Origin of the sequence: Pseudomonas sp. D8002 (assembly GCF_013385695.1) — a bacterium.
In the GTDB taxonomy this organism is placed as follows: Bacteria; Pseudomonadota; Gammaproteobacteria; order Pseudomonadales; family Pseudomonadaceae; genus Aquipseudomonas.
Genome location: NZ_JACAPM010000012.1, coordinates 32,916 through 56,100, shown reverse-complemented (window position 1 = coordinate 56,100; position 23,185 = coordinate 32,916). Strand labels below are relative to the sequence as shown.

20 protein-coding genes and 2 pseudogenes are annotated in these 23,185 nt (G+C 61.4%); 5 read left to right on the top strand and 17 right to left on the bottom strand.

Annotated elements, in window-relative coordinates:
• Nucleotides 1–45: 45 nt before the first annotated feature.
• Nucleotides 46–555 carry a hypothetical protein gene (locus HX807_RS06595; protein ID WP_008431614.1) on the top strand — a complete coding sequence of 170 codons (510 nt, stop codon included), beginning with the start codon at nt 46–48 and terminating at the stop codon, nt 553–555.
• A 137-nt stretch (nt 556–692) separates the two neighbouring features.
• Here the strand turns inward: HX807_RS06595 and HX807_RS31930 are convergent.
• From HX807_RS31930 to HX807_RS06585, 3 genes and pseudogenes are all read right to left on the bottom strand, one after another.
• Nucleotides 693–1,118: pseudogene (locus tag HX807_RS31930) on the bottom strand (methyl-accepting chemotaxis protein); the annotation flags it as partial.
• 165 nt (nt 1,119–1,283) lie between these two features.
• Nucleotides 1,284–1,907: pseudogene (locus HX807_RS31925) on the bottom strand (PAS domain-containing protein); the annotation flags it as partial.
• 272 nt (nt 1,908–2,179) lie between these two features.
• A complete protein-coding gene (locus tag HX807_RS06585; RefSeq protein ID WP_177008465.1) occupies nt 2,180–3,049 on the bottom strand; it encodes a LysR family transcriptional regulator in 870 nt (289 codons plus the stop codon).
• Between the two features lie 98 nt (nt 3,050–3,147).
• Here HX807_RS06585 and gstA point away from each other — a divergent pair, with 98 nt between their 5' ends.
• Nucleotides 3,148–3,750: a glutathione transferase GstA gene (gstA, locus tag HX807_RS06580; RefSeq protein WP_008431610.1), complete on the top strand. Its 603-nt coding sequence runs from the start codon at nt 3,148–3,150 to the stop codon at nt 3,748–3,750.
• Nucleotides 3,751–3,856: 106 nt separating this feature from the next.
• On the opposite strand, the gene HX807_RS06575 is transcribed toward gstA, so the two are convergent.
• The 9 genes from HX807_RS06575 to HX807_RS06535 all read right to left on the bottom strand — a co-directional run bounded on the left by HX807_RS06575 (nt 3,857) and on the right by HX807_RS06535 (nt 14,935).
• A complete protein-coding gene (locus tag HX807_RS06575) occupies nt 3,857–5,251 on the bottom strand; it encodes an aromatic amino acid lyase (RefSeq protein ID WP_177049542.1) in 1,395 nt (464 codons plus the stop codon).
• Nucleotides 5,248–6,252, bottom strand: coding sequence for an ornithine cyclodeaminase family protein (locus HX807_RS06570; RefSeq protein WP_177049540.1), 1,005 nt, complete (start codon nt 6,250–6,252; stop codon nt 5,248–5,250). Before HX807_RS06570 ends, HX807_RS06575 begins: the two co-directional genes overlap by 4 nt.
• A gap of 313 nt (nt 6,253–6,565) precedes the next feature.
• Nucleotides 6,566–7,492, bottom strand: coding sequence for an aliphatic sulfonate ABC transporter substrate-binding protein (locus HX807_RS06565; protein WP_008431606.1), 927 nt, complete (start codon nt 7,490–7,492; stop codon nt 6,566–6,568).
• Nucleotides 7,492–8,505: an ABC transporter substrate-binding protein gene (locus HX807_RS06560; protein ID WP_003213067.1), complete on the bottom strand. Its 1,014-nt coding sequence runs from the start codon at nt 8,503–8,505 to the stop codon at nt 7,492–7,494. Before HX807_RS06560 ends, HX807_RS06565 begins: the two co-directional genes overlap by 1 nt.
• A gap of 146 nt (nt 8,506–8,651) precedes the next feature.
• On the bottom strand, nt 8,652–11,291 hold the full coding sequence (locus HX807_RS06555) for a TonB-dependent receptor (RefSeq protein ID WP_177049538.1): 2,640 nt from the start codon (nt 11,289–11,291) through the stop codon (nt 8,652–8,654).
• Between the two features lie 253 nt (nt 11,292–11,544).
• Entirely contained in the window at nt 11,545–12,480 is a 936-nt protein-coding gene (locus HX807_RS06550) for a FecR domain-containing protein (protein ID WP_177049536.1), read from the bottom strand.
• The gene (locus HX807_RS06545) at nt 12,477–12,986 is read right to left on the bottom strand and encodes a sigma-70 family RNA polymerase sigma factor (protein ID WP_003213062.1); all 510 of its coding nucleotides are present in this window, start codon (nt 12,984–12,986) and stop codon (nt 12,477–12,479) included. Before HX807_RS06545 ends, HX807_RS06550 begins: the two co-directional genes overlap by 4 nt.
• A gap of 218 nt (nt 12,987–13,204) precedes the next feature.
• The gene (locus HX807_RS06540) at nt 13,205–13,984 is read right to left on the bottom strand and encodes a phosphate/phosphite/phosphonate ABC transporter substrate-binding protein (protein ID WP_102369758.1); all 780 of its coding nucleotides are present in this window, start codon (nt 13,982–13,984) and stop codon (nt 13,205–13,207) included.
• Nucleotides 13,985–13,993: 9 nt separating this feature from the next.
• Nucleotides 13,994–14,935 carry a fatty acid desaturase gene (locus tag HX807_RS06535; protein ID WP_003213058.1) on the bottom strand — a complete coding sequence of 314 codons (942 nt, stop codon included), beginning with the start codon at nt 14,933–14,935 and terminating at the stop codon, nt 13,994–13,996.
• 334 nt (nt 14,936–15,269) lie between these two features.
• On the opposite strand from HX807_RS06535, the gene HX807_RS06530 reads away from it, so the two are divergent.
• Both HX807_RS06530 and HX807_RS06525 read left to right on the top strand, forming a co-directional pair.
• Nucleotides 15,270–15,707, top strand: coding sequence for a GNAT family N-acetyltransferase (locus HX807_RS06530; protein ID WP_177049534.1), 438 nt, complete (start codon nt 15,270–15,272; stop codon nt 15,705–15,707).
• 60 nt (nt 15,708–15,767) lie between these two features.
• Nucleotides 15,768–16,586, top strand: coding sequence for a class I SAM-dependent methyltransferase (locus tag HX807_RS06525; protein WP_177049532.1), 819 nt, complete (start codon nt 15,768–15,770; stop codon nt 16,584–16,586).
• 136 nt (nt 16,587–16,722) lie between these two features.
• On the opposite strand, the gene def is transcribed toward HX807_RS06525, so the two are convergent.
• From def to HX807_RS06510, 3 genes are all read right to left on the bottom strand, one after another.
• A complete protein-coding gene (gene def, locus HX807_RS06520) occupies nt 16,723–17,262 on the bottom strand; it encodes a peptide deformylase (RefSeq protein WP_177049531.1) in 540 nt (179 codons plus the stop codon).
• Nucleotides 17,263–17,265: 3 nt separating this feature from the next.
• Nucleotides 17,266–18,210: a YihY/virulence factor BrkB family protein gene (locus HX807_RS06515; protein WP_017475750.1), complete on the bottom strand. Its 945-nt coding sequence runs from the start codon at nt 18,208–18,210 to the stop codon at nt 17,266–17,268.
• Between the two features lie 181 nt (nt 18,211–18,391).
• Nucleotides 18,392–18,577 carry a CsbD family protein gene (locus HX807_RS06510; RefSeq protein WP_003213044.1) on the bottom strand — a complete coding sequence of 62 codons (186 nt, stop codon included), beginning with the start codon at nt 18,575–18,577 and terminating at the stop codon, nt 18,392–18,394.
• Between the two features lie 199 nt (nt 18,578–18,776).
• On the opposite strand from HX807_RS06510, the gene HX807_RS06505 reads away from it, so the two are divergent.
• Complete coding sequence (locus tag HX807_RS06505) at nt 18,777–19,154, top strand: hypothetical protein (protein WP_003213043.1); 378 nt, start codon at nt 18,777–18,779, stop codon at nt 19,152–19,154.
• 183 nt (nt 19,155–19,337) lie between these two features.
• Here HX807_RS06505 and fadD1 read toward each other — a convergent pair whose 3' ends face one another.
• A complete protein-coding gene (gene fadD1, locus HX807_RS06500) occupies nt 19,338–21,029 on the bottom strand; it encodes a long-chain-fatty-acid--CoA ligase FadD1 (RefSeq protein ID WP_003213041.1) in 1,692 nt (563 codons plus the stop codon).
• 394 nt (nt 21,030–21,423) lie between these two features.
• Complete coding sequence (fadD2, locus tag HX807_RS06495) at nt 21,424–23,112, bottom strand: long-chain-fatty-acid--CoA ligase FadD2 (protein WP_003213039.1); 1,689 nt, start codon at nt 23,110–23,112, stop codon at nt 21,424–21,426.
• Between the last annotated feature and the right edge of the window lie 73 nt (nt 23,113–23,185).

The window sequence follows — 23,185 nt, the reverse complement described above, 5'->3', positions numbered from 1 at the left end:
ATTGCTCCACCTGTGGCACCGCCCACATCCACAGGTGTCCTGATCATGCTGATCAACAACAACCCCCAGGCTCAGTCGACGATCCAACGCATCAAGCGCGCAGACATGGACCCGGCCAACGCCGCGGCCAGCGCGCTGTACAGCGGTGCTGCGCAAAACGTGCAACAGGGCACTACGACTGTATCGACCACACAGGCAGCGGCCGACGCCACTGCCGACAACATCAATGCCGCCTTCGCCAAGACCCGTGTGCAGTTGCAAGCCACCACCGCAACCGCCTCGACCACCGATACGGCCAAGACTGACTCCACCACGTCGGCCCGCAGTGACTTCACCGACTACATGAAGAAAAGCCCGGCTGAGCGCATCCGCGAGCAACTGCTCAAGGAACAGGGTTTGACCGAGGATGATGTGAAGAACATGCCTCAGGACAAGCAGGATGCTATTTCCAAGGAAGTTGCAGAACGCCTGAAGGAGCAGCAGGCGCAGCAGGTAGCGGCGAAGACCGCTGACCCGCAGGCGCAGAACGTGAAAGAGACCCTGGCTGCGATCTAAGCCACACCACAAACCAAATGTGGGAGCGGGCTTGCTCGCGAATGCGGTGTGTCAGTCAATCCATGTGCTGACTGACACACCGCATTCGCGAGCAAGCCCGCTCCCACACAAGCTCATTCCACATTTGATCTGCGGTGTTACTGCAATTGCAGTGTCGAGTTGAACTGACTGATCGCATCCACCACATGCCGTGACCCTTCCTGAATCTCCAGGATCACCTGCCCCGCCTCATTCGCCAGCTCCACCCCAAGCCCCGTGCGGCTCAGGCTCGACTGCATGCTCGACACCGCGCTGATCGACAGGTCGTGGTTCTTGCGCACCACATCCACAATCTCGATCGTCGCCTGGCTGGTTCGCGCCGCAAGGCTGCGCACCTCATCCGCCACCACCGCAAACCCGCGCCCATGTTCACCCGCTCGGGCCGCTTCGATTGCGGCGTTCAGCGCCAGCAGGTTGGTCTGGTCGGCGATGCCGCGGATGGTCTGGACGATAGTGCCGATAATGTCCGACTGCTTGCTCACCGCGTCGATGCTCACGGCCGCTTCGTTAAGGTCACGGGAAATTTCTTCGATGATCTGCACGGTCTGCTGCACCACTTCCGAACCCTTGCGGGCGCAGGCGTCGTTTTGCACCGAGGTGGCGTGAGCCGAGTCGGCAGCCGTGCGCAAGGTGGTGACCTGGTCGGTGATGTCACTGGCGAACTTCACCACTTTGTACAGGCGCCCGTTGGCATCGAAGATCGGGTTGTAGGAGGCTTCCAGGAACAGCGTTTGGCCGAATTTGTCTTTGCGCTCAAACCGGTGAGAGTGATATTCGCCGCGATTGAGCGAGGCCCAGAATGCCTTGTAGGCCGGCGAATCGGTCTCACCGCGATGACAAAACAGACTGTGGTGCTGGCCGACAATTTCACTGAGGGAATACTTCACCGTCTTCAGGAAGTTGTCGTTGGCATTCAGGATCTGGCCTTGCGGGGTGAACTCAATGACCGCCATGGAGCGGCCGATGGCGTCGATCAAGCTCTGGTTTTCATGCTCGCGGTGAATCCGCGCCGAGATGTCCGAGGCCACCTTGATCACGCTCTGCACTTGGTTGTCGGCACCGATTACCGGCATGTAACTGGCCTCCAGCCACACTTCCTGACCATGCTTGTTCAACCGCATGAAGGTGCCACTGAGGGGCTCGCCCCGCGCCAGGTCGCGCCAGAGCTTGGCGTAGGCGTCGGTGTGGGTGTAGGCCTCTTCGCAGAAAATCCGGTGATGCTTGCCGCGAATTTCTTCGGCGCGGTAGCCCATGGTCTTGCAGAAATTTTCATTGGCATCCAGCACGATGCCGTCGCGATCAAACTCGATCATTGCCATGGAACGGCTGATGGCGGCCAATTTGGCTTTGGCTTCGGTAAGGGCGCAGGAGAAACGTTCGATTTCCAGCAGGTCGGATTTGTGTTGGCGGTTGAACATGTCAGATCACCCTTTATTTTCCCGACGCCCACGCGGGCGCATTCCATTCACGGTTTGAATCTGGATCGCAGACCTTTATGGAGAAACCTATCCAAAACGCTTTATATGCCGAGCGTCATCAACGGTTCTGGGTGAGCATAGACAGGCGTTGGCGCTATGCAAGGCCACTAGTCAGCCAGCATTTGCAACAAAGCATTAACCACTGCGGAGGGCGGTTGGTGGCGTGATGTCACCAACGCAAACTCGCGATGCACCGGCTCCGCCAGGGGCATGATGCGCAAGCCTTGGCGCTGGGCCGGCAGGGTCATCTCGGGCACCAGCGTCACTCCCACGCCTTCACGCACCAGGCTGAAAGCGCTGTTCCATTCGCGCACTTCCACCCGCACCTCGCGCAGCACCAGGCCGGCTTCCTGCGCCAGGCTGCGGGCGTTGACGGTGCAGCCGCCGGTAGCAAGCACGAACGGTTGCTCCACCAACTCTTCCAGCGTGACCGTTGCCTGCGCCGGGCGCCGGGAAAACCCGTGGGCCATCGGCAGCACCGCCACCCAGTTATCGCGCCCCAGCACGGCGGCATTGCGCTCGGACGGCGGGTTGAGCACCACGCCCAGGTCGATCAGATTCGCGTCGAGCAAGGTGTTCACTTCATCGTCGGTCACTTCCAGGGCCGTGACCTCGATGCCGGGGTAAAGCTGGTTGAACCGACGCAGCAGCGGCGGCAGGAACACCGCCAGCACCATGGGGAAACTCGCGATGCGAATCGTCCCACGCAGCATCGGCCGCGCTTCGTCCACGGTGGTGCGAATCGCCTGCAACGCTTCCAACATCACCCGCGCCTGCTCGATCACTTGCAGGCCCAGGGCGGTAGGCACGGTCTGACGCGCCTCACGCACAAACAACTGCGCACCGAGGTTGGCCTCCATGGCCGCCATCGCCTGGCTGGCGGCGGACTGAGTCATGCCCACTCGTTCGGAGGCGGCAGTGATGCTGCCGTTGTCCGCCACGGCCACCAGCAGGCGCCAGTGCATCAGGTTCATCATGGCAGTAGCTGTCCTTATGGCAGGATTCTGAAAGATTAATTTTACCCAAGGTGCCATGCCCACGAGACTGAAGGCAACTGTCCTGCGGAGTTGCCCCGATGAAGCTGTATTTTTCCCCGAATGCCTGTTCCCTCGCCTCCCATATCGCGCTGCGGGAATTGGCCCTGCCGTTTGAATTGATTCGCGTCGACAACCAGAAAAAGCTCACGGCTGACGGTGATGATTTCCTGCAGATCAATCCCAAGGGCTATGTGGCCGCACTGCAACTGGACAACGGCGAGGTACTGACCGAAGGTGCGGCCATCCTGCAATACCTGGCCGACCGGGTACCCGCAGCGGGCCTGGCGCCGGCCAATGGCAGCTGGGAGCGGGTGCGTTTGCAGGAGTGGCTGAACTTTGTCTCCAGCGAGATTCATGGCGGGCTGGGTGTGTTGTTCAAGGACGCGATTCCCGATGAGGTGAAGGCGCTGTTCAAGGCCACGTTGTTCAAGCGTTTTGCGATTCTGGTACAGACCCTGGAGCGCCAGGATTACCTGCTGGGCGCGCAGTACTCGGTGGCGGATGCGTACCTGTTTGTGGTGCTGCGCTGGGCGGGGTTGTTTGATATCGACTTGCAGCAGTGGCCGGCGTTGGCGAAGTTTCAGCAGCGGGTCGGTGAGCGGCCGGCGGTGATTGCCGCCCTGGCCGCTGAAAATCCATGACCTGAAATGCGATCAATCTGTAGGAGCTGGCTTGCCTGCGATAGCGATGGTGAATCCAACACCGCTATCGCAGGCAAGCCAGCTCCCACATTGGGTCTTCATTGGTTTAGAGAATGGGTTTCAAGCCATCGTTTTCGATGAATGCACTTAACGCCAACACATCCACCGACCCCGAACGGTCCTGATCCAGTTGCGCCACCTGGCGGCGCACCGCCTGATGAATACGCCGGGTGCCCTGCCCCAGTTGAACCGTGCCGCACAGGTCCACCGCCTGCGCCGCCACGATCAACTCAATGCTGCCCAGCCACACCACGCGCTGCACCAGTTGCCGGGTTTTCTCGACCACCGCCAGCGCCTGCCCCGCATAATCTTCCACGCGATCAGCCACCGGCACGCTCACCGCCGGGATCGGATTGGCCAAGTGCCCGATCTCCGCCACCAACGCCGAACCGGTGCGCTGCAAGGCGGCCATGCCCACGTGGCCGGGCTGGTTGATCAGAAAGCGCGGCAGTTCACTGGAAGCCGGCGACAGCAACTTGGCAATCCTCTCGGCGCTGCACACCGCCACACGGCTCAACGCCAGGCCCAAGCCTTCGGCCGCCAGCGCAAGATGGGTGCTGTCGAAATTGGCCGTGGCCAGCACCAACGCGTCTTCGCTGATCAACGCCGGATTGTCCGCACCGCTGGCCAGTTCCAGTTCGATCAACTCGCGCAACGCCTGCATTGCCTGTTGCGCCGCGCCTTGAACCACCGTGGCACAGCGAAAGCTCAGCGGGTCCTGTAGCCGGCGCGGGTTATCGGCCAATTCGCCGCCCGCCAGCAATTCCAGCAACGCCGCTGATTGCCCGCTTTGCCCCGGCGCCGGACGCAACCGCGAAGCCCACGGCTGGAAAGGACTGAGGTTGGCCCGATAGCCTTCACACGACAACGCCAGCCCCGCCAACATGGCCTGCAATGCCTGTTCGGCCTCGGCCACCAGCAACGCGCCAAGGCCGATACTCGCGGAGTTGGCCGACACCAGCGCCAGGCCATCCTTGCCCGTCAATGGCACGTTCAGCGCCAGACTCAAATGCGCCAACGGCGCCAGGTCGCTCTCACCCAGCGAGCCGAGCAACGGCACCGCGGGCTCCATGCCGCAGTTGAGTAACGCCAACAGCGCCTGCGCCGCACCCGGCGAAATACCCGAACGCCCCTGGGCCAACCCGGCCAAGCGGGCTGCGGTGATCGCGCGTAATTCCTCACGCTTGGCCAGGCGGCCAACGCCCACCGCACGCCCCAAAGGAATGTTTGCCTGCACCGGCGCAACCTGCGTATCCACCGCCGCACCGAGGCCGGTGGTCACCCCGTAAATCGGCGTGCCTTCAGCCACCAGGCGCAGCAACAGTCGATGCCCTTCGTCGATACGTTGGCGGGCCGCATCGCTGAAGTCAGCCGGCGCGTCTTGGAGGGCAATCGACAGCAAATCCTCAACCGTCAAACCGGCGGGATCGAAGTGAATCATGCCCAGCGCAACCGCTGGCCGATCCCCAGGCGTCTGGATTTTTCCAGCAGTGCGTGGCCCAGGGCGATATCGCTGAGGCTCAAGCCACGGTGCCAGAACAGGATGGTTTCCTCGGGGGTTTCCCGGCCGGTCTTCAAGCCGGCTACGATCTGCCCCAACTCGGCATGCAAGGTCTCGGCGCTGAGTTTTCCGGCGTCGACATGGGCGCGCAATGCGCCGAACATCCCGCCCTTGCACTGGCCCCAGTCGTCCACCACCAGCTTGTGCATGATGTCGGTCAACGACAGTTCCACCGCGCTCATGGTGCCGTAGGGCACGACGAAGGCACCGGGCTTGATCCACTCGGTGTGCAGCAACGGTTGCGGCTGATCCAGGCGTGAAGCTTCCACCACGATGTCGGCGCCGCGCACCGTGGACTCACAGTCGTCGGTGACAATCACCGGCTTGCCGAGGTCGCGGCGCAGGCGTTCGGCGAAGGCTTCGCGGCTTTCACTGCGGCGCGAGTGCACGCGGATTTCGTCGAAGTCGAACAGGTGGTCCAGCAGCCGCACGTTCCAATACGCCGTGCCACGGGCACCGATGTGCGCGAGGACTTTACTGTCGGGACGGGCCAGGTATTTGGCACCGATGGCGGTGACGGCGCCGGTGCGCATGTCGGTAATCGCCGAGGCGTCGAGGATGGCCTTGGGGATGCCGGTGGCCGGGTCCAGCAGGTTGAGAATCGCCAGTTCCGAGGGCAGGCCCTTGCGGTAGTTATCGACAAAGTCGCCCACCACCTTGACCCCGGCGTAGCCGATTGCGCCGCCCAATACACCGCGCAGCACGTTGAAGTGGCCGTTGATTTCACCGCCGGGAATCAGGTGCATGCGCGGCTCGATCACCGCCTCGCTGCGGCCCTGGATCGCCAGGCTGGATTCGATGGCGTTGAGGATTTCGTCGTTGGTCAGGGCCAGTTCGTCGATGTCCAGGCCGTTGAGGAAGTCGATGTAGATCGGTTGCATGGTCTGCTCACTGATGGGTTGCGAAGGTCGATGCTGAAGATGCTTTTATGGGGTGAGGGAGATTGCTTTGGGGAGGGAGCTTGTTGTGGTGAAGGAGCTTGTTGTGGTGAGGAGCTTGTTGTAGAGAGGGAGCTTGCTGTGGCGAGGGAGCTTGCTCCCGCTGGAGTGCGCAGCGCTCCCGCTTTTTTTTGGGGCCGCTACGCAGCCCAGCGGGAGCAAGCTCCCTCGCCACAACAGCTCTTTCCCTAAAGCAACCTCCCTTGCCACAGCAAGCTCCCTCCCTACAGCAAGCTCCCTCTCCACAGGGATCAAGTTATGGAGCCTTGAACACAACCTGCTGCACATCGACCTTTTTCGGGATCAGGCCGTTGGCAAAAAACGCGTCGGCCGTACGTTGCTGGTTGGCGATATCCACCGCTTCCAATGGCCGGCTCGGCGTCGGCGAGCGGTGCTGGAAGTAACTCTCCACCACCGCCGGCTGCAAGCCCAATGTCTTGGCCATCAGCGCGACGCTTTCGTCATGCTGGTCCAGCGACAACCGCTGCGCCTGGGCAAACACCTTGAGAATCGCCGCAATCGCCTGCGGGTGCTGCTTGGCAAACGGCCCGCTGGCGATGAAGAAACTGCCCGCCGGGTTCAGCCCCTGGCCATCCCCCAGCACCTTCGCCGAACCGTCCACCACGGCCGCCGAGTAGTACGGGTCCCACACCACCCAGGCGTCGACCTTGCCTTGTTCAAACGCGGCACGGCCGTCGGAGGGCGACAGGTACACCACGTTCACGTCCTTCCACTGCAAGCCGGCACGCAGCAAACTTTTGAGGAACAGGTTGTGGGCGCTGGAACCCTTGAGCAACGCCACGCGCTTGCCCTTGAGTTCGGCCACGCTTTGCACGGTGCTGTCCTTGGGCAGCAGGATGGCTTCGGTGCGCCCGTCATTGGGCTCGACGCCGATGTAGCGAATGTCGATGCCGGCAGCCTGGGCGAAGATCGGCGGGATGTCGCCGATATTGCCGATGTCGATGCTGCCGCCATTTAGGGCTTCGATCAGCGGCGGGCCGCCGAGGAATTCGATCCACTCGACCTTGGTGCCCGGCAACCCTTGCTCGAACAGGTGATGCTCACGGGCGAGCACCATGCTCACCGAGCTTTTCTGGTAGCCGACGCGCAGGGTGGCCGGTTCTGCCGCCAGCAGCGGCCCGGCGCACAGTGCCAGCAGTGTGGCTGCGATGAGCTTGCGCATCAGAGACTCTCCTTGACCTTGGCCGCGACGTCCGCCGGCACCCATTGCTGCCAGACCTGCGGCTGTTCTTTCAGGAACGCTTCGGCCACCTGGCGCGGCGCGGTGCGTTTCTCGGCCATTTGCGCGAGGATGCCGTTGAGCAGGTCAATCGGCAGGTCGACTTTTTCAAAGAACGTCACCAGTTGCGGGTACTGCGCCTTGAACGGCGCCGACACGCCAATCGCCAGGTGCGCTGGCATCGAACGAGTACCGATGGGGTGCGGGTTGTTGGCGTCGGCCAGGGTCTTCCAGGCTTCGGCGTTGAACGGTGGTTCTTCCAGTTTGATCAACTTGAAGCGCCCCAGCAGTGGCGTCGGCGACCAGTAGTAGAACAGCACCGGCTTGCCGCGACGGATCGAGGATGCAACCTCGGCATCCAGCGCCGCGCCGGAACCGGTGCGGAAGTTGACGTAGCTGTCGGTCAGGCCATAGGCCTTGAGCTTCTGGCTGTTGACGATCTCCGAGGTCCAGCCGGTGGGGCTGTTGAGGAAGCGCCCACGGGTCGGGTCTTCGGGGTCGCGGAACACGTCTTTGTAGCGGGCCAGGTCGGCGACGGATTTAAGCTCCGGGGCCAGGGGTTTGATGCCGCGTTCGGCGTCGCCCTTGATCACGTATTCCGGCACCCACCAACCTTCGGTGGCGCCTTTGACGGTGTCGCCCAGGCCGAACACCTTGCCTTCGCTTTCGGCCTTGACCCACGCCGGACTGCGCCCGGCCCACTCTTCGCCGATCACCTGGATATCGTCCTTGGCCAGGGCGGCCTCCAGGCTCACGGTGCTGCCGGGCAAGGTGTCGGTGGGCAGGCCGTAGCCTTTCTCGACGATCAGGCGCAGCACTTCGGTGATCAGGCTGCCGCTTTCCCAGGTGATGTCACCGAAGTGGATCGGTTTGGCAGGTTCGGCGGCCGTGGCTGATTGTGCCAGGACGGTGAGTGCCAATAGCGAGCCACCGAGCAGGTTCTTGATTGTTTTCATGTGTTACCTCGTGGTGATTCCATGAAGAGTGCTCTTGTGGCGAGGGAGCTTGCTCCCGCTGGACTGCGCAGCAGGCCCAAAGTGCTTGGGGCCGCTACGCGCCCCAGCGGGAGCAAGCTCCCTCGCCACAGGTTTTGCATCAGGGTTTAAAAGTCATAACTGAGCCGCGTGTAGTAAAACGCCCCTTCCGGCGCCGTCGGCGACAGGTAGCTGTATTGCTGGCCCGGGGTCTGGCGCAAACGGGTGTTGTAGTCGTCAGGCTTGCTGTCGAACAGGTTGTTGACGCCCACCGACACCCGCAGTTGTTTGGTGAAGGCGTAGTTCACGTCCAGGTCGGTGGTCCATTGCGCGCCGAAGGTCTGGTCGTACTGGGCGTTGGCTTCGCTGGACGCATATTTGCGGTACTTGCCGTAACGGGTTTCGTTGAGGGCGATGGTCCATTGGTTGAGCTTGTGGACCGCGCCAAACACCAGCTTGTCTTCCGGGTAACCGTGCTCCAGGAAGCCACGGGATTCACGGGTCAGCACTTCGAAGCCGTTGGGGTTTTCGTGGACCTTCTCGATGGTGGTGCGGGCCTTGGTGTAGCCCGCCGACAGGTTCAGGTTGCCGAACTGCTCAAGGTCCAGGTTGTACTTGCCCACGATGTCGACGCCACGGGTGCGGGTGTCGGCGGCGTTGGTCATGAACTGCGCCCAGGAGTACTGGCCGTAGCCGGCGTCCTTGAGGATCTGCTCGGCCAGCGGCCCGGAAATGCCACCGCTGAACAGCAGGCGGTCACGAATCGAAATCTGGTAGGCGTCGATGGTCAGCGAGGCCTGGTCGGTTGGGCGCAGCACCAGGCCCAGGGAGAAGTTGGTGGACTTCTCGGGCTTCAGCGGCTGCGCACCGAGGGCACGGGCGGCCGGGTTGTCGGCCGGCAGCATGCGGGTCAGCACCGGGTTGCCGTTGGCGTCGAGGTTGGTGGTGGTGGTCCAGGAGGTGCCGATCTGGCCCAGGCTGGGCGCGTGGTAGGCATTGTTGACCGTGGCCCGCAGGCCGACTTTCGGGGTGAAGTCATAGCGCGCCGAGAGTTTGCCGGTGGTGGCTGAACCGAAGTCCGAGTAGTGCTCGGTACGCCCGGCAATGCCCACCTGGAGCTTGTCGGTGACCTGGTTTTCCAGGCCGAAATACACGCCGCCCACATCACGCTTGAAGGTGCCGGCGTCATCCGGGGTCAGGCCCGAAGCCTGCACCGCGCCAACCTGCACGCCGTCGATGCCACCGTAGGAATAGGAATCGTAGTCGCCGGCCTCCAGCCGGTATTGCTCATGCCGGTAGGCGACGCCCGCTGAAACGGTGAGTGGATGGCTCGACCAGTCGACGTTCAGATCCTTGGCGTAATCCAGGGTGATGTTGGTCTGGTCGTTGACCAGGGTGGCGACGTTGAACTTGGTCGGGCTGTTGATCCCGTAGCTCGGGTTGACGGTGTTGAAAGCCAGTTCGTCGTGCTCGTCGCGGCCATAGGTGGCGCTCAAATCGAAGCGGCCGATGCTCTCGTCTTCATAGCGGGTGCCGACGGTGACGGCGCCGTCTTCATAGCGATAGCGGTATTTCGGGATGGTGCCGTTGGGGTAGATCCCGGCCACGTTGTTCGGGCTGCTGGCCAGCAGCGGCGGCGTGTTGTTTACCGAAGTGTCCTGGCCGAAGGTGGCGAAACTGTAGAGGCGCCATTGGTCGTTCAGGCCGATTTCGGCGTTGGCCGCCAGGTTGTATTTGTCGCGCCCGGCACCGCCCCAGCGCGGGTCTTGTACCTGGCCGTCGGCGACGTATTTGTCGCCGATGTCATCGGGTTTGTTGTTCAGGGTGTTGAAGCTCAGGGTCAGGAAACCATCCCCCGGCAAGCCGATGCCGTACCAGCCATCGGTGGTTTTGCTGAAGCCGTCGCCCTGGGCGTATTTGCCCAGTTGGGTGTTGATGCCGCCACCGCTGTCGCGCTCCTTGAGCACGATGTTGACCACCCCCGCCACCGCGTCCGAACCGTATTGCGCCGAGGCACCGTCGCGCAGCACTTCAACGTGGTCGATGGCGCTGATGGGGATCATGTCGAGGTCCACCGGCTGCGCGCCAATGAACGGCACGCCACCGGAAATGTTCACCACCGCCGAGGTGTGCCGGCGCTTGCCGTTGATCAGCACCAGGGTCTGGTCCGGGGACAAGCCGCGCAGGGAGGCGCCTTTCGGATCCTGGCCGCGGGTGGCGCTGTTGTTCTGTGGAAAGTTGAACGAGGGCAGCAGTTGGAACAGCGCCTGGTTAAGGCTGGTGGCGCCGGTTTGCTTGAGTTCCTCGGCGTTTATCACATCCACCGGGGCGCTGCTGGTCAGGGCCGTGGCGTCGCTGCGACGGGTACCGATGGCGACCACACGGTCGAGGGTCGGCGCCTGGGCTTCGGCGGTTTGCGCCTTGATGCTGTTGCTGGCAGGCGCGACTTTGGCGCCTTCCTTGATGATGAATGCACCGTCCGGGCTGACCTGGACTTGCAGGCCGGTGCCCTTGAGCGCGGCGTCTACCGCCTGTTGCGCCGACAGCGAACCGTCGACCCGCGCCGAGGAATAATTGCCCAGCTGCGGCGTGAAGGAAATCACTTGGCCGCTCTGGCGGCTGATGTTCAGCAGCACTTCGTCCAGCGGGCCGGGCGCGATGTGGTAGACCTGTCGCGCGTCTTCGGCGCTGGCAGCGAAAGACAGGAACAGACTGGCCAACGGCACCAGGGCAAAGGTTCGAAGCGGTGTACGGTTGAATGGGCTCACGTTGGCTCCCCCCAAGGAAACTCCTGAGCGCTGCTCCCCGCAGCGCTTACGGGAGTGATGTGGGATGGCCGGGGCAAAACTTGCAGATCGTTTGGTTATGTCGTTAGAACCGACATTCGGAAACGACGCGGTCAACTGTGGGAGCTGTCGAGCTTTAGCGAGGCTGCGATGGTATCGCTGCGGTACATCTGCGAGGCCGAGGTGCTCGCATCGCAGGCAAGCCAGCTCCCACATTGACCGAGGTGAACCGTTTTCAGGCGGCACTGACGGTCACCCACAACCCGGTCCGGCGGGTGATGTGGATCGGCAGGGTGCGTGCCAGGGTGTCGAGGATCTGGTCGGGATTGTCGAGGCGGTATAGGCCGCTGACCCGCAACCCTGCCACCGCCGGATCGAGGCGCAGCACACCGTTGTGATACGGGCGCAGTGCGTCGATCACTTCCACCAGCGGGCGGTCGCGCACTTGCAGGAAACCGTCGATCCACGCCGTCGCCCCCGAGGAACTGGCCAGCACCGGGCCGAAGCCGAAGCGGTCGTAAGTCACCTCGTGCCCGGCCTCCAGTTGCAGGCGTTCGCCGTTCTGGCCGTCGATCTCCAGGGCGCCGTTGAGCGCCACCACATGGCCCTGCCCTTCGCGCTCGCGCAGCAACAGGCGATTGCCCAAGGCATGCAGTCGAGCTTGATCGGTCTGGATGAAAAACGGTCGGTTGCTGTCCCTGGCAATCTTCACCAGCAACTCGCCATCGCGCAGGCGCACCACGCGGTGTTGTGGGTCGAACTGGATGTCGGCGGCACTGCGGGCGTTGAGCAGTAACTCGCTGCCATCCGCCAGCTCTACAGTGCGCCGTTCGCCGGTGCCGGTGCGGATATCGGCGGTCAAATCCTCCACCACCGGCCGGGCCAGCCAACCGGCGCCCAGCATCAGACCAGCGCCCACCAGGGCACCGCGCAATACGGTGCGGCGGCTGGATGGCGCGTCCAGTGCCTGCTGCAATACCTTGCCGCTGACGCCTTGGGCCTGCGGAATTTGAAACACACCGAGGCGGGTTTCCAGTTGTTGGCACAAGGCTTCGTGACGCGGGTCTGCGGCGCGCCACTGATGATAACGCTGCCAGTCGGCGGCACTCGCCTCGCCGGAGCGCAGCAACACCACCCAGCGAGTGGCGCTGTCGATCAGGTCGTCGCTCATTCCAGGCACAGCCGCAGGCAGCGGTTGACGGCACGGGTCATGTAGTCGCTGACCGAGCGTTGGGAAATGCCCAGCTCGGCCGCGATTTCCGGGTAGGTCAGGCCATTGAGTTGCGACAGCAGAAAGGTCGCCTTGACCTTGGCCGGCAAGCCGTCGAGCAACTGGTCGATGGCCTGCAGGGCTTCGAGCATCTGCGCCAAATCCTCAGGGGATGGCGCGGGCGAGGTTTCGTCCTGATCGAGGGCGTCGAGGTAGGCGCGCTCCAGGTCACGGCGACGCCACAGCTGGTACATCAGGCGTTGGGCAATGGTGGTGAGCAAGGCGCGTGGCTGGCGGATCGGCGCCACGCCCGGGGAACTCAACAGTTGGACGAAGGTGTCGGCGGCGATGTCTTCGGCGTGGGCACGGGAATCGAGATGGCGGTGCAAACGGCCGCACAGCCAGTCGTAATGACTGCGGAACAATCCGCCCACGTAATCGCTGTGAGAAGTGTCGGCGCCGGACATAGTGGCTCCATCTGAGTAGGTTGCGCGTTATGTCCGGTGTTCCGGTGGAGCGATCCTAGCAAGGCTGCTTATTCTTTAATAATATTTAAAAGGTATTTTTATATAACCAATCATTCACACGCTCTGCGTGGGAATGCCGCCTTGGACGCTCTGCGTCTGCTTTGAAATCGTGACGCAGAGCGTCACAGGATGCATTCCCACGCGGAGCGTGGGAACGATCATTGGAGGCGTGGATAACCCAAGGCTTCCGCCTGCTGCCGGTATTCCAGCAGCACCTGGTAATCCGCTTCGGTGGCGGGCAGCACTTCGTGTACGCCGAGGGTTTGCACCACTTCGGGCAGATCCTGCAAGGCCAGGTTCATGACCTCCCGCAGGTGTTCACTTGAGCCCGACGCGCTGATGTAAGGCAGCGTCGGGCTGGGCGCGCTGCGGGTGACGATCCTCAGCCCGGCCACTTCCTCTGGCGCAAAACGGGCGAGGTAGTCGTAGGTCACGCTGTCGATGGCGGCAAGGTCTGCGCGGTTTTCCCGCAGCCATCGCAGGCTTTCGCGATGGGCGCCGCTGATGCCGACTTCGGCAAAGAACCGACCGCCCTGCTGCAGCGGCGCCAGGCGTTCGCGCAGCAGGTTCATGCCGCTGTTGGAGTCATGGCCGTTGATCACGCCGCGGCTGTCTTGGAAGTCCGCCAAGGCAACGCGGGGATTGTCGTCGCGGGTCAGCAGCAGGCTGCAATGCTGGCCGCCGCTGCTGTGGGGCAGTTCGTAGCGCGGGCGGCCAATCACCTGGACTTGCCCGCGCAGCTCGGTCATCAGCGGGTAGCCGCAGGTTTGCGTCAGCAGCAATTGCGGGGCGCGCCACAGGCTGCGAAGGTCGAGATGATCAGCCTTGCGGCGGGTCGCGCCCAGGCGCTCAAGGATGCGCGAAAGCCAGCGCTCATTGGCCTGTTGCACCTGCTGCGGCGCCACGTACATCAGCAGTTCGGCGTAGCGGTCACTCATGGTCGTCTCTCAAGCAAAGGGGTGCCGTGGGCTGTCGATGGCCTTGAGCCCGTGACGGCCGATCAACTGGCCGTAACCCTGCACCAGGAACCCGCCGCTGCGCGCCACCCATTGTTCGCGGCGCGCGCGGTACACGGTGGGCAGCAAATACCACGGCAGCTTCGGCAAGTCGTGATGCACCAGGTGCAGGTTGTTGTTGAGGAACAGCCAGGTCCACGGCCAGGCGGCTTCGTTAAGCACCGTGCGCTGTTCCGGTTGTGGGTGCGGGCGATGCTCATAGTAGGAACGGATCGCCGCCACCGACAAGGCCGGCACGCTGACCAGCGCCACGTAGTGCCACACCGGCAGCACGCTGTAGTGGGCGATGAAGGTCAGCATCAGCACGGTCACGGTGCCATGGCTCAGCCACATCAGCCACGCCTGGCGCTGGCCTTCGCGCAGGCGTCTGACCTCGTTGCGCGCCAGCTTCCACAGCGCCAGCGGCGAACCCAACAGGAAGCGCCCCAGGACGGTCTTGGTCAGCCAATGCAAGGTGCGCTCGAACAGCGAACTGTCGTCCCACTGCCGCTGATTCAGGTAGCGGCTTTCCGGGTCGACACCGGGCACCGTCAGGTCTTCGTCGTTGTGGTGCACCAGGTGGCAGTTGCGGTACAGGGTGTAGGGGTACCAGACGGCAAACGGTGCGTAGCCGAGGAGTTTGTTCAAAGCAGTGAAGCGGGTGGGATGGCCGTGCAGCAGTTCGTGTTGCAGGGACATCCACAGCGTCACGAGCGGGATCAACAGTGCGGTACTCAGCCACAGGCCAAGCCAGTGGCTGGCGAGGATCACCGCAAACCAGCCGGCATAGACGCCGATCAACAGCAGCCAGGTCGGCCACTCGGTGCGGGCGGTAAAGGTCTGGGCCAGGGCTTCGATTTCCCGGCGCTGGGTTTCATCAAGGTAGTTGGACATCGGCAGCTCAGGGCAGGCGTGGCCGACGAAAAAGTCGGCTTCATCCTGCTCTGTGCAATGGGGCGGGAAAATCTTGCAGATCGTTTGGTGCTTAGCTTAGAACTTAATGACCGAACAGGTTGCTGTCGGTTTTCTTGGCCTTTTTCTCGGCGCGTTTTTCATCGGCGGTCTTTGCCGGTTTCTTCTTGTCAGCTTTCTTGGAATTCAGACCTTTGGCCATGATGCGTGCTCCACTTACAGGGGATGTAACACTGGGTATAACACCGATTGCCCAACAGAAGGCGCTTTGCCCGACTTATAATCTGCGCCCCCTGGATTCGCGTGTTTGAAAACCATGCCCGAGTTTCACATCGACCGACTGGCAGAGCCGTTGTGGCCGCTGCTGAACAAGTTCTATCGCAGCCATAACTCACCGATGAAGGCCCTCAAGGGTGGCCAGTTGTGGGTGGCCAGGGGCAGCGAGATTGTCGCGGGCCTGTGCCTGACGCCGGTGGTGGGTGGGCAGTGGTTGACCGGGCTGTTTGTCGACCCGGCGCTGCGTGGCCAGGGGCTGGCGGCGCAATTGATTCGCGCCTCGGTCGCAAGCGTTGAAGGCACGGTGTGGCTGCTGTGCCATCCGGACCTGGAAGGCTTTTATCAACGCCTGGGTTTTACCCAGGACACGTTGCTGCCGCAGTCCTTGTCGGAGCGCCTGGTGCGCTACAAACGCAACAAGCCCATGATCGCCATGGGCTTAGAATCGTTGGTGAGGTCGACCTTCAATAAAGTGTGATCAGCCGTTGTGGGCCCCGTGCTAGCCTCGGCGGCACCAGCGGCCCATTACAGGATGATCATGAAAGCGACCCTTGCAGCCTTATCCCTTGCAGCCCTCCTCGCCCCGGCCTTGAGCCAGGCAGCCGAAGCGCCGGTTTCCGCCGAGCAGTATGCAACCGTGCTCGCCGGCAGTTGGCGCGTGCCGGCCAACAGCGCGCGTGATGGGTATCGTCACCCGCAGCAGACCCTGGAGTTCTTTGGCCTGCGGGCCAACCAGACCCTGATCGAAATCACCCCCGGTGGCGGCTGGTACAGCGAGCTGCTGGCGCCGCTGCTCAAGGATAACGGCCACTACATCGCTGCCGTGCAGGCGCCGAACAGCAGTGCCTACGCGCGTACATCAGAAGAAAACCTGAAAAAGAAATTCGCCGCAGACCCGGTGCATTATTCCAAGGCCGGCTTCGCCGAGTTCGACCCCAAGGCTCCGGTGCTGGGCAAGCCTGGCTCGGCCGACACCGTGCTGACCTTTCGCAACGTGCATAACTGGGTGATGGCGGATACGGCGCCGGCGATGTTCGAGGCGTTCTTCAAGGTGTTGAAACCGGGCGGCGTGCTGGGGGTGGTGGATCACCGGGCCAAGGACGGGGCATCGCTGGAAGACATCAAGCACAGCGGTTACCTGACCACCGCGTATGTGGTGAAACTGGCGACGGATGCGGGGTTCAAGCTTGAGGGGCAGAGCGAGGTGAATGCCAACCCGAAAGATACCAAGGACTACCCGGATGGGGTCTGGACCTTGCCGCCGGCGTTGACGTTGGGGGAAAAGGACAAGGCCAAGTATGTGGCGATTGGTGAGTCGGACCGGATGACGTTGCGGTTTGTGAAGCCCGCAAAATAAGCTGAATGCACGCAGAACAAATGTGGGAGCGGGCTTGCTCGCGAATGCGGTGGATCAGTCTATATCTTCGGTGACTGGCACTCCGCTTTCGCGAGCAAGCCCGCTCCCACAGTTTGAGGTGTGTTTTGCCTGAGGGTTATTCGTCTGCGGTGGGATCCATATCCGGGAACATCACTTCGATAAACCCGAACTTGCTGAAATCGGTAATCCGCGACGGGTACAGCCGGCCGATCAGGTGATCGCACTCGTGCTGTACCACCCGCGCGTGAAAGCCTTCGGCAATCCGCACAATCGGCTCGCCCTTGGGGTCAAACCCTTCGTAGCGAATCTGCTGGTAACGGTCCACGGCCCCGCGCAAGCCCGGCACCGACAGGCACCCTTCATAACCTTCTTCCAGCACCGGGCCAAGGGGCGTGATCAGCGGGTTGATGAGGATGGTCTGGGGCACGGCGGGCGCGTCCGGGTAGCGTTCGCTGCTCTCGAAACCGAAGATCACCAGTTGCAGGTCCACTCCAATCTGCGGTGCGGCCAGGCCGACGCCGCCGACGTGTTCCATGGTCTGGAACATGTCATCAATCAACTGCCACAGCTCGGGGCTGTCGAACATTTCCGGCGGAACCGGCGGGGCAATACGCAGCAGGCGCTCATCGCCCATTTTCAGGATTTCACGGATCATCGATCAGACTTCATCGGTAGTGGGCTTGAGGGAAGGGTCGCGGCCAAGGCCTGAGACATGCTTTTTTTCGTCGTGCTCGCCAAAGTCCTTTTCACCAGGATCCTTGCCTTCGGCCGACATGTGTTCGATCACCGCGTTCATCTCCGCCCCCAGCAACAGCACGGCAGCCGAGATGTAGAAGTACAACAGCAGCACAATGATCGCGCCGATACTGCCATACATGGCGTTGTAGTCGGCAAAGGTTTTGACGTAGTAGCCAAAACCCAGGGAAGCGATGATCCAGACCACCACCGCCAGCACCGAACCCGGTGTGATAAAGCGAAACTTCTGCTTCACGTCAGGCATCACGTAGTACATCAAGGCCACGGAGAACATCAACAGGATGACGATCAGCGGCCAACGCAGGATGGTCCACAGCGTGACCACGAATTCCTGCATGCCGATCTGCCCCGCCAGCCATTCCATCACCTGGGGCCCGAGCACCATCAAGGCGGCGGCGGCCAACAGCATGCCGGCGAAGCCTACGGTGTAGAAAATCGACAGCGGGAAGCGCTTCCAGATCGGTCGGCCTTCCACCACGTCATAGGCGGCATTCATCGCACTCATCATCAGGCGCACACCCGCCGAGGCGGTGTACAGCGCGATCACGATACCCACCGACAACAGGCCACCCTTGGATTGCTGCAACTGGTCGATCACCGGGTTGACCTGCTCCAGGGCCTGGGGCGGCAATACCAGTTCCGATTGCATGCGCAGCCAGGTGAAGAAGTCCGGCAGGTGCAGGAAACCGATCAGGGCAATCAGGAACAGCAGGAAGGGAAACAGCGAGAACAGCATCTGGTAGGCCAGCGCCGAGGCGTACGTAGGCATCTCGTCATCGAGGAACTCTGTGACAGTGCGCACCAGCACTTTGTGCAGGGGCAAGCCTTGTAATACCGGAAAAATCATAGCGTCTCCTTTCGCCGCAAAAAGTTGAGTTCGTGGGCGACTCAGGGGCCGTTTTCTACATCAAGGTAGCTTATTTGGCGACCTTGAAACAATTTCCAAACTTTAATCACTGCAGGTGACACAAAAACGGCCATCCGTGGATGGCCGTCGGGCTGCTGGAGTGCAGGCAGCCAGGTCGGGACTATTTGACCGCTTTCTTTACTGCGTCCTTGGTGTCGCCGACTGCTTTTTGCACTTCACCTTTCTTTTCCTGAACCACGCCTTCAGCCCGCAACTTGTCGTTGCCGGTGACTTTGCCAACACCTTGCTTGATGTTGCCTACGGCTTCGTTCGCTAAACCTTTTGCCTTATCCGATGTGCTACTCATGGTATTTCTCCTGGGAACAATCAAGGATTTTGGTCACTACGTAAACGTTGACCCTTGGCCTTTCCAGAGAGTTTCAATTATTTTTTCAGCGGCATTTCATCGCGCCGTACAGGTTTGGCTTTATGTTTTGCGGCCAACCCACGAGAATGCCGGGCACATCCAGGCGCAAGCGCTGGGTAACAGATCCCGTAGGAAGGTTATGAAACTCAATAAAGCACAGGCCATTGCCCGCAGAAACCAGGAACTGGGCGGTGCCGTACTCGGTGTCAACAACTGCCACTTCACCGACCTGGACCGCAAACGCAACATCTGGTGGTTCGACCTGCCGGTGGGCCGGATTGCCGTGGGCCAGTACGAGTGGATCCACTTGTTGATGCACAACGCCGAGAGCGACCAGTTGCTGCACCTGAAGGTGCCAACGGTGTTTCTGCGCGAGAAGCTGGAAGGCCTGGTGGTGCGCAATGCCGGCAAGCGCAAGCCGGAGATTACCCTGGAGCTGAGTGCCGACAAGGACTCGTTCCTCAAGGACGTACGCCCGGCCGGTGCCGGTGTGAGCTTCGCGCAGTTCGCACTGTAGGAATACGGTCTAAACCTGTGGGAGCTGGCTTGCCTGCGATAGCGGTGGGTCAGCTAACACTGCTTTGACTGGCCCACCGCTATCGCAGGCAAGCCAGCTCCCACATTTGGATTGCATTCCAAGTGGCCGGATCAGCGTTCAATAAAAAGCCCCGCATCTGCGGGGCTTTTTGTTGGGGCCGATTTACTTCTTCAAACCCAGCTTTTTCAGTTCTTCATCCCGCAGTTCGCGGCGCAGGATCTTGCCCACGTTGGTGGTCGGCAGCGCATCGCGGAATTCCACGGCCTTGGGCACCTTGTAGCCGGTGACGTTGGCGCGCATGTGCTCCATCACCTGGTCTTTGGTCAGGCTGGCACCCGGCTTGACCACGATGAAGATCTTGATGTGTTCCCCGGACTTCTCGTCCGGCACACCAATGGCCGCGCATTGCAGCACGCCCGGCAGGGTCGCCAGCACATCTTCCAGCTCGTTGGGGTAGACGTTGAAACCGGAGACCAGAATCATGTCCTTCTTGCGGTCGACAATGCGCATGTAGCCATCCGGCTGGATGATCGCGATGTCACCGGTCTTCAGCCAGCCTTCGCTGTCGAGGATCTCGGCGGTGGCGTCTTCGCGCTGCCAGTAGCCCTTCATCACTTGCGGGCCCTTGACGCACAATTCGCCCACTTCACCCAGCGCCAGCTCGACGCCGTCATCGGTGATGACCTTGCACAGGGTCGACGGCACCGGAATGCCGATGGTGCCGATCTGGATGTTCTGGATCGGGTTCACGGTGGCCACCGGGCTGGTTTCGGTCATGCCGTAACCTTCGCAGATGGAGCAGCCGGTGACCGCTTTCCAGCGCTCGGCCGCCGCCAGTTGCAGGGCCATGCCGCCTGACAGGGTGACCTTCAGCGCCGAGAAATCCAGCTTGCGGAAGGCGTCGTTGTTGCACAGGGCAACAAACAGGGTGTTCAGGCCGACAAAGCCGCTGAACTTCCACTTCGACAGTTCCTTGACCATCGCCGACAGGTCGCGCGGGTTGCTGATCAGGATGTTGTGGTTGCCGATCAGCATCATCGCCATGCAATGAAAGGTGAAGGCATAGATGTGGTACAGCGGCAGCGGGGTAATCAGGATCTCGCAACCTTCATTCAGGTTGGAGCCCATCAGCGCCTTGCACTGCAGCATGTTGGCGACGAGGTTGCGGTGGGTCAGCATCGCGCCCTTGGCCACGCCCGTGGTGCCGCCTGTATATTGCAGCACGGCGACTTCGTCGCTGGCGGGGCTGACTTCGTTCACCGGCTGGCCGTGGCCCTTGGCCAATACGTCGTTGAACTTGATCGCCTTGGGCAAGTGATAGGCCGGGACCATCTTCTTCACGTACTTGATGACGCTGTTGATCAGCAGGCGCTTGAGCGGCGGCAACAGGTCGGCGACTTCGGTGACGATCACGTGCCGGACGGAAGTCTTGGGCACGACTTTTTCAGCCAGGTGCGCCATGTTGGCCAGGCAGACCAGGGCCTTGGCACCGGAGTCGTTGAATTGGTGTTCCATTTCCCGCGCGGTGTACAGCGGGTTGGTGTTGACCACGATCAAGCCGGCACGGATGGCGCCGAACACGGCGACCGGGTATTGCAGGACGTTGGGCAGTTGCACGGCGATTCGATCACCGGGCTGCAAGTCGGTATGCTGTTGCAGGTAAGCGGCGAAGGCGCCGGACAGTTCGTACAGTTCACCGTAGGTGATTGTCTTGCCCAGGTTGCTGAAAGCCGGTTTGTTGGCGAAGCGTTGGCAGGACTGCTTCAGTACCGCCTGAATATTCGGATACTCGTCTGGATTGATTTCTGCAGCAATCCCGGCGGGGTACTTATCCTTCCAAAAGTCTTCGATCATGGAAGCCCACTCCTCAGCGACGCGAATTCATTCATCGCATTTGATGCGATTATTATTTGTTTGTTTTTGGGTGAGTCTGGCGGTTAAAAGCAGGCCAAGAGGTCACAAAGCGCGCCGAGAGTAGCAGCTTTGCCAAGGGCCGCCTAGAGCCAAAAGAGGCCCCTACGGTCATAAACATGACTCAAGAATATCTAATGGTCATTTTTAGAGCAAAGATTCTATAAGCCAAGAAAGGGCTCTGGAATGGGCTTCTACGCATTTAAACTGAATGAATAAAAACCAAATGTGGGAGCGGGCTTGCTCGCGAAAGCGCAGTGTCAGTCACAGGATATGTCGACTGGTATACCGCTTTCGCGAGCAAGCCCGCTCCCACATTTTTGTGGCCTATTTCAAATCAGGCTATGTCGCGCAATTCGCGCCGCAGGATCTTGCCCACCGGCGTCATCGGCAACGACTCACGCAACACAATGTGCTTGGGCACCTTGTAGCCGGTGAAGTTGGCCTTGCAGTAGGTCTTCAGCTCTTCAAGGCTCACGCCTTGGGCACGGGCCACCACAAACAGCTTCACCGCCTCGCCGGTACGCTCGTCCGGTACGCCGATCACCGCGCAGCTGGCCACCGCCGGATGCGCCATCACCACGTCTTCGATCTCGTTGGGGTACACGTTGAACCCCGAGACGATGATCAGATCCTTCTTGCGATCAACGATGCGCACAAAGCCGTCCGGGTCGATCACCGCTATATCGCCGGTCTTGAGCCAGCCTTCGGCGTCCAGGGTCTCGGCGGTCGCCACCGGCTGCTGCCAGTAGCCCTTCATCACTTGCGGGCCCTTGATGCACAGCTCGCCCCGCTCGCCCAGCGGCAGCTCCGCGCCGTTGTCGTCGATGATCTTCATCGCCGTGCCCGGCACCGGAATGCCCACGGTGCCCAGCTTCGATTTGCCGCCATAGGGGTTGGTGCTGGCCACCGGTGAGGTTTCGGTCAAGCCGTAGCCTTCACCAATCGCGCAGCCGGTCAGTTGCTGCCAGCGCTCGGCCGTGGCCTTGACCAGTGCGGTGCCGCCGGAGTTGGTGAGCTTGAGGTGGGAGAAATCCAGGCTCTTGAAGTCCGGGTGGTCCATCAAGGCCACGAACAGGGTGTTGAGCCCCAGCAGCCCGGTGAAGCGCCACTTTTTCAGCTCCTTGATAAAGCCGCCAATGTCCCGGGGATTGGTGATCAGTACGTTGTGGTTGCCCGATACCATCATGCACATGCAATTCGCGGTGAAGGCATAGATGTGGTACAGCGGCAGCGGCGCCACCATCACCTCCTGCCCCTCCTTGATAAGCGGATGGCCGTCGTCCCCCAGTTGCGACATGCACGCCCGCACTTGCTGCATGTTGGCCACCAGGTTGCCGTGGGTAAGCATTGCGCCCTTGGCCAGGCCGGTGGTGCCGCCGGTGTATTGCAGCACCGCGATGTCGTCGAGGGTCACCGGGTGGCGGTTGAGTGCCTGGCCGGCGCCCATGCGCAGGGCGCGCTTGAAGGAGATGGCTTGCGGCAGGTTATAGGCCGGGACCATCTTCTTCACCTTGTCGACCACGGTGTTGATCAGCCAGCCCTTGGCAGCGGGCATGAAGTCGCCCATCTTCGCTTCGATCAGGTATTCGATCTCGGTGTCCTTGCTGACTTCTTCAACACGCGAGCCAAACAGGTTCAGGTACACCAGCGCACGAATGCCGGCATCCTTGAATTGGTGACGCATTTCCCGCGGGGTGTACAACGGGTTGGTGTTGACCACGATCAGCCCGGCGCGCAGGGCGCCGAAAACGGCAATCGGATAATGCAGGACGTTGGGCATCTGCACGGCAATGCGGTCACCCGGCTTGAGGTCGGTGTGCCACTGCAGGTAACCGGCGAACGCGGCGCTGCGCCGATCCAGCTCGGCGTAGGTCAGGGTGATCCCCATGTTGCTGAACGCCGGACGATCGGCAAAGGTCTTGCAGGAACGCTCGAAGACTTCGATCACCGATTTATAGGCTGTGAGGTCGATCTCGTTGGGAACCCCGGCTGCGCGTTTGTCATTCCAGAAATCAGGTTGCATTATTCTTGTCCTCTTACCTGAGTGGTCCGGCCGCTTTTGATGTTGCGATGAAAGCGGAGCTTTGGGGACGTTA

What these genes read in the sequence shown, in the direction of transcription:
- HX807_RS06595 (WP_008431614.1), top strand. Translation starts at nt 46, where the DNA reads ATGCTGATCAACAACAACCCCCAGGCTCAGTCGACGATCCAACGCATC.
- HX807_RS06585 (WP_177008465.1), bottom strand. Translation starts at nt 3,049, where the DNA reads ATGATGAACCTGATGCACTGGCGCCTGCTGGTGGCCGTGGCGGACAAC.
- gstA (WP_008431610.1), top strand. Translation starts at nt 3,148, where the DNA reads ATGAAGCTGTATTTTTCCCCGAATGCCTGTTCCCTCGCCTCCCATATC.
- HX807_RS06575 (WP_177049542.1), bottom strand. Translation starts at nt 5,251, where the DNA reads ATGATTCACTTCGATCCCGCCGGTTTGACGGTTGAGGATTTGCTGTCG.
- HX807_RS06570 (WP_177049540.1), bottom strand. Translation starts at nt 6,252, where the DNA reads ATGCAACCGATCTACATCGACTTCCTCAACGGCCTGGACATCGACGAA.
- HX807_RS06565 (WP_008431606.1), bottom strand. Translation starts at nt 7,492, where the DNA reads ATGCGCAAGCTCATCGCAGCCACACTGCTGGCACTGTGCGCCGGGCCG.
- HX807_RS06560 (WP_003213067.1), bottom strand. Translation starts at nt 8,505, where the DNA reads ATGAAAACAATCAAGAACCTGCTCGGTGGCTCGCTATTGGCACTCACC.
- HX807_RS06550 (WP_177049536.1), bottom strand. Translation starts at nt 12,480, where the DNA reads ATGAGCGACGACCTGATCGACAGCGCCACTCGCTGGGTGGTGTTGCTG.
- HX807_RS06545 (WP_003213062.1), bottom strand. Translation starts at nt 12,986, where the DNA reads ATGTCCGGCGCCGACACTTCTCACAGCGATTACGTGGGCGGATTGTTC.
- HX807_RS06540 (WP_102369758.1), bottom strand. Translation starts at nt 13,984, where the DNA reads ATGAGTGACCGCTACGCCGAACTGCTGATGTACGTGGCGCCGCAGCAG.
- HX807_RS06535 (WP_003213058.1), bottom strand. Translation starts at nt 14,935, where the DNA reads ATGTCCAACTACCTTGATGAAACCCAGCGCCGGGAAATCGAAGCCCTG.
- HX807_RS06530 (WP_177049534.1), top strand. Translation starts at nt 15,270, where the DNA reads ATGCCCGAGTTTCACATCGACCGACTGGCAGAGCCGTTGTGGCCGCTG.
- HX807_RS06525 (WP_177049532.1), top strand. Translation starts at nt 15,768, where the DNA reads ATGAAAGCGACCCTTGCAGCCTTATCCCTTGCAGCCCTCCTCGCCCCG.
- def (WP_177049531.1), bottom strand. Translation starts at nt 17,262, where the DNA reads ATGATCCGTGAAATCCTGAAAATGGGCGATGAGCGCCTGCTGCGTATT.
- HX807_RS06515 (WP_017475750.1), bottom strand. Translation starts at nt 18,210, where the DNA reads ATGATTTTTCCGGTATTACAAGGCTTGCCCCTGCACAAAGTGCTGGTG.
- HX807_RS06510 (WP_003213044.1), bottom strand. Translation starts at nt 18,577, where the DNA reads ATGAGTAGCACATCGGATAAGGCAAAAGGTTTAGCGAACGAAGCCGTA.
- HX807_RS06505 (WP_003213043.1), top strand. Translation starts at nt 18,777, where the DNA reads ATGAAACTCAATAAAGCACAGGCCATTGCCCGCAGAAACCAGGAACTG.
- fadD1 (WP_003213041.1), bottom strand. Translation starts at nt 21,029, where the DNA reads ATGATCGAAGACTTTTGGAAGGATAAGTACCCCGCCGGGATTGCTGCA.
- fadD2 (WP_003213039.1), bottom strand. Translation starts at nt 23,112, where the DNA reads ATGCAACCTGATTTCTGGAATGACAAACGCGCAGCCGGGGTTCCCAAC.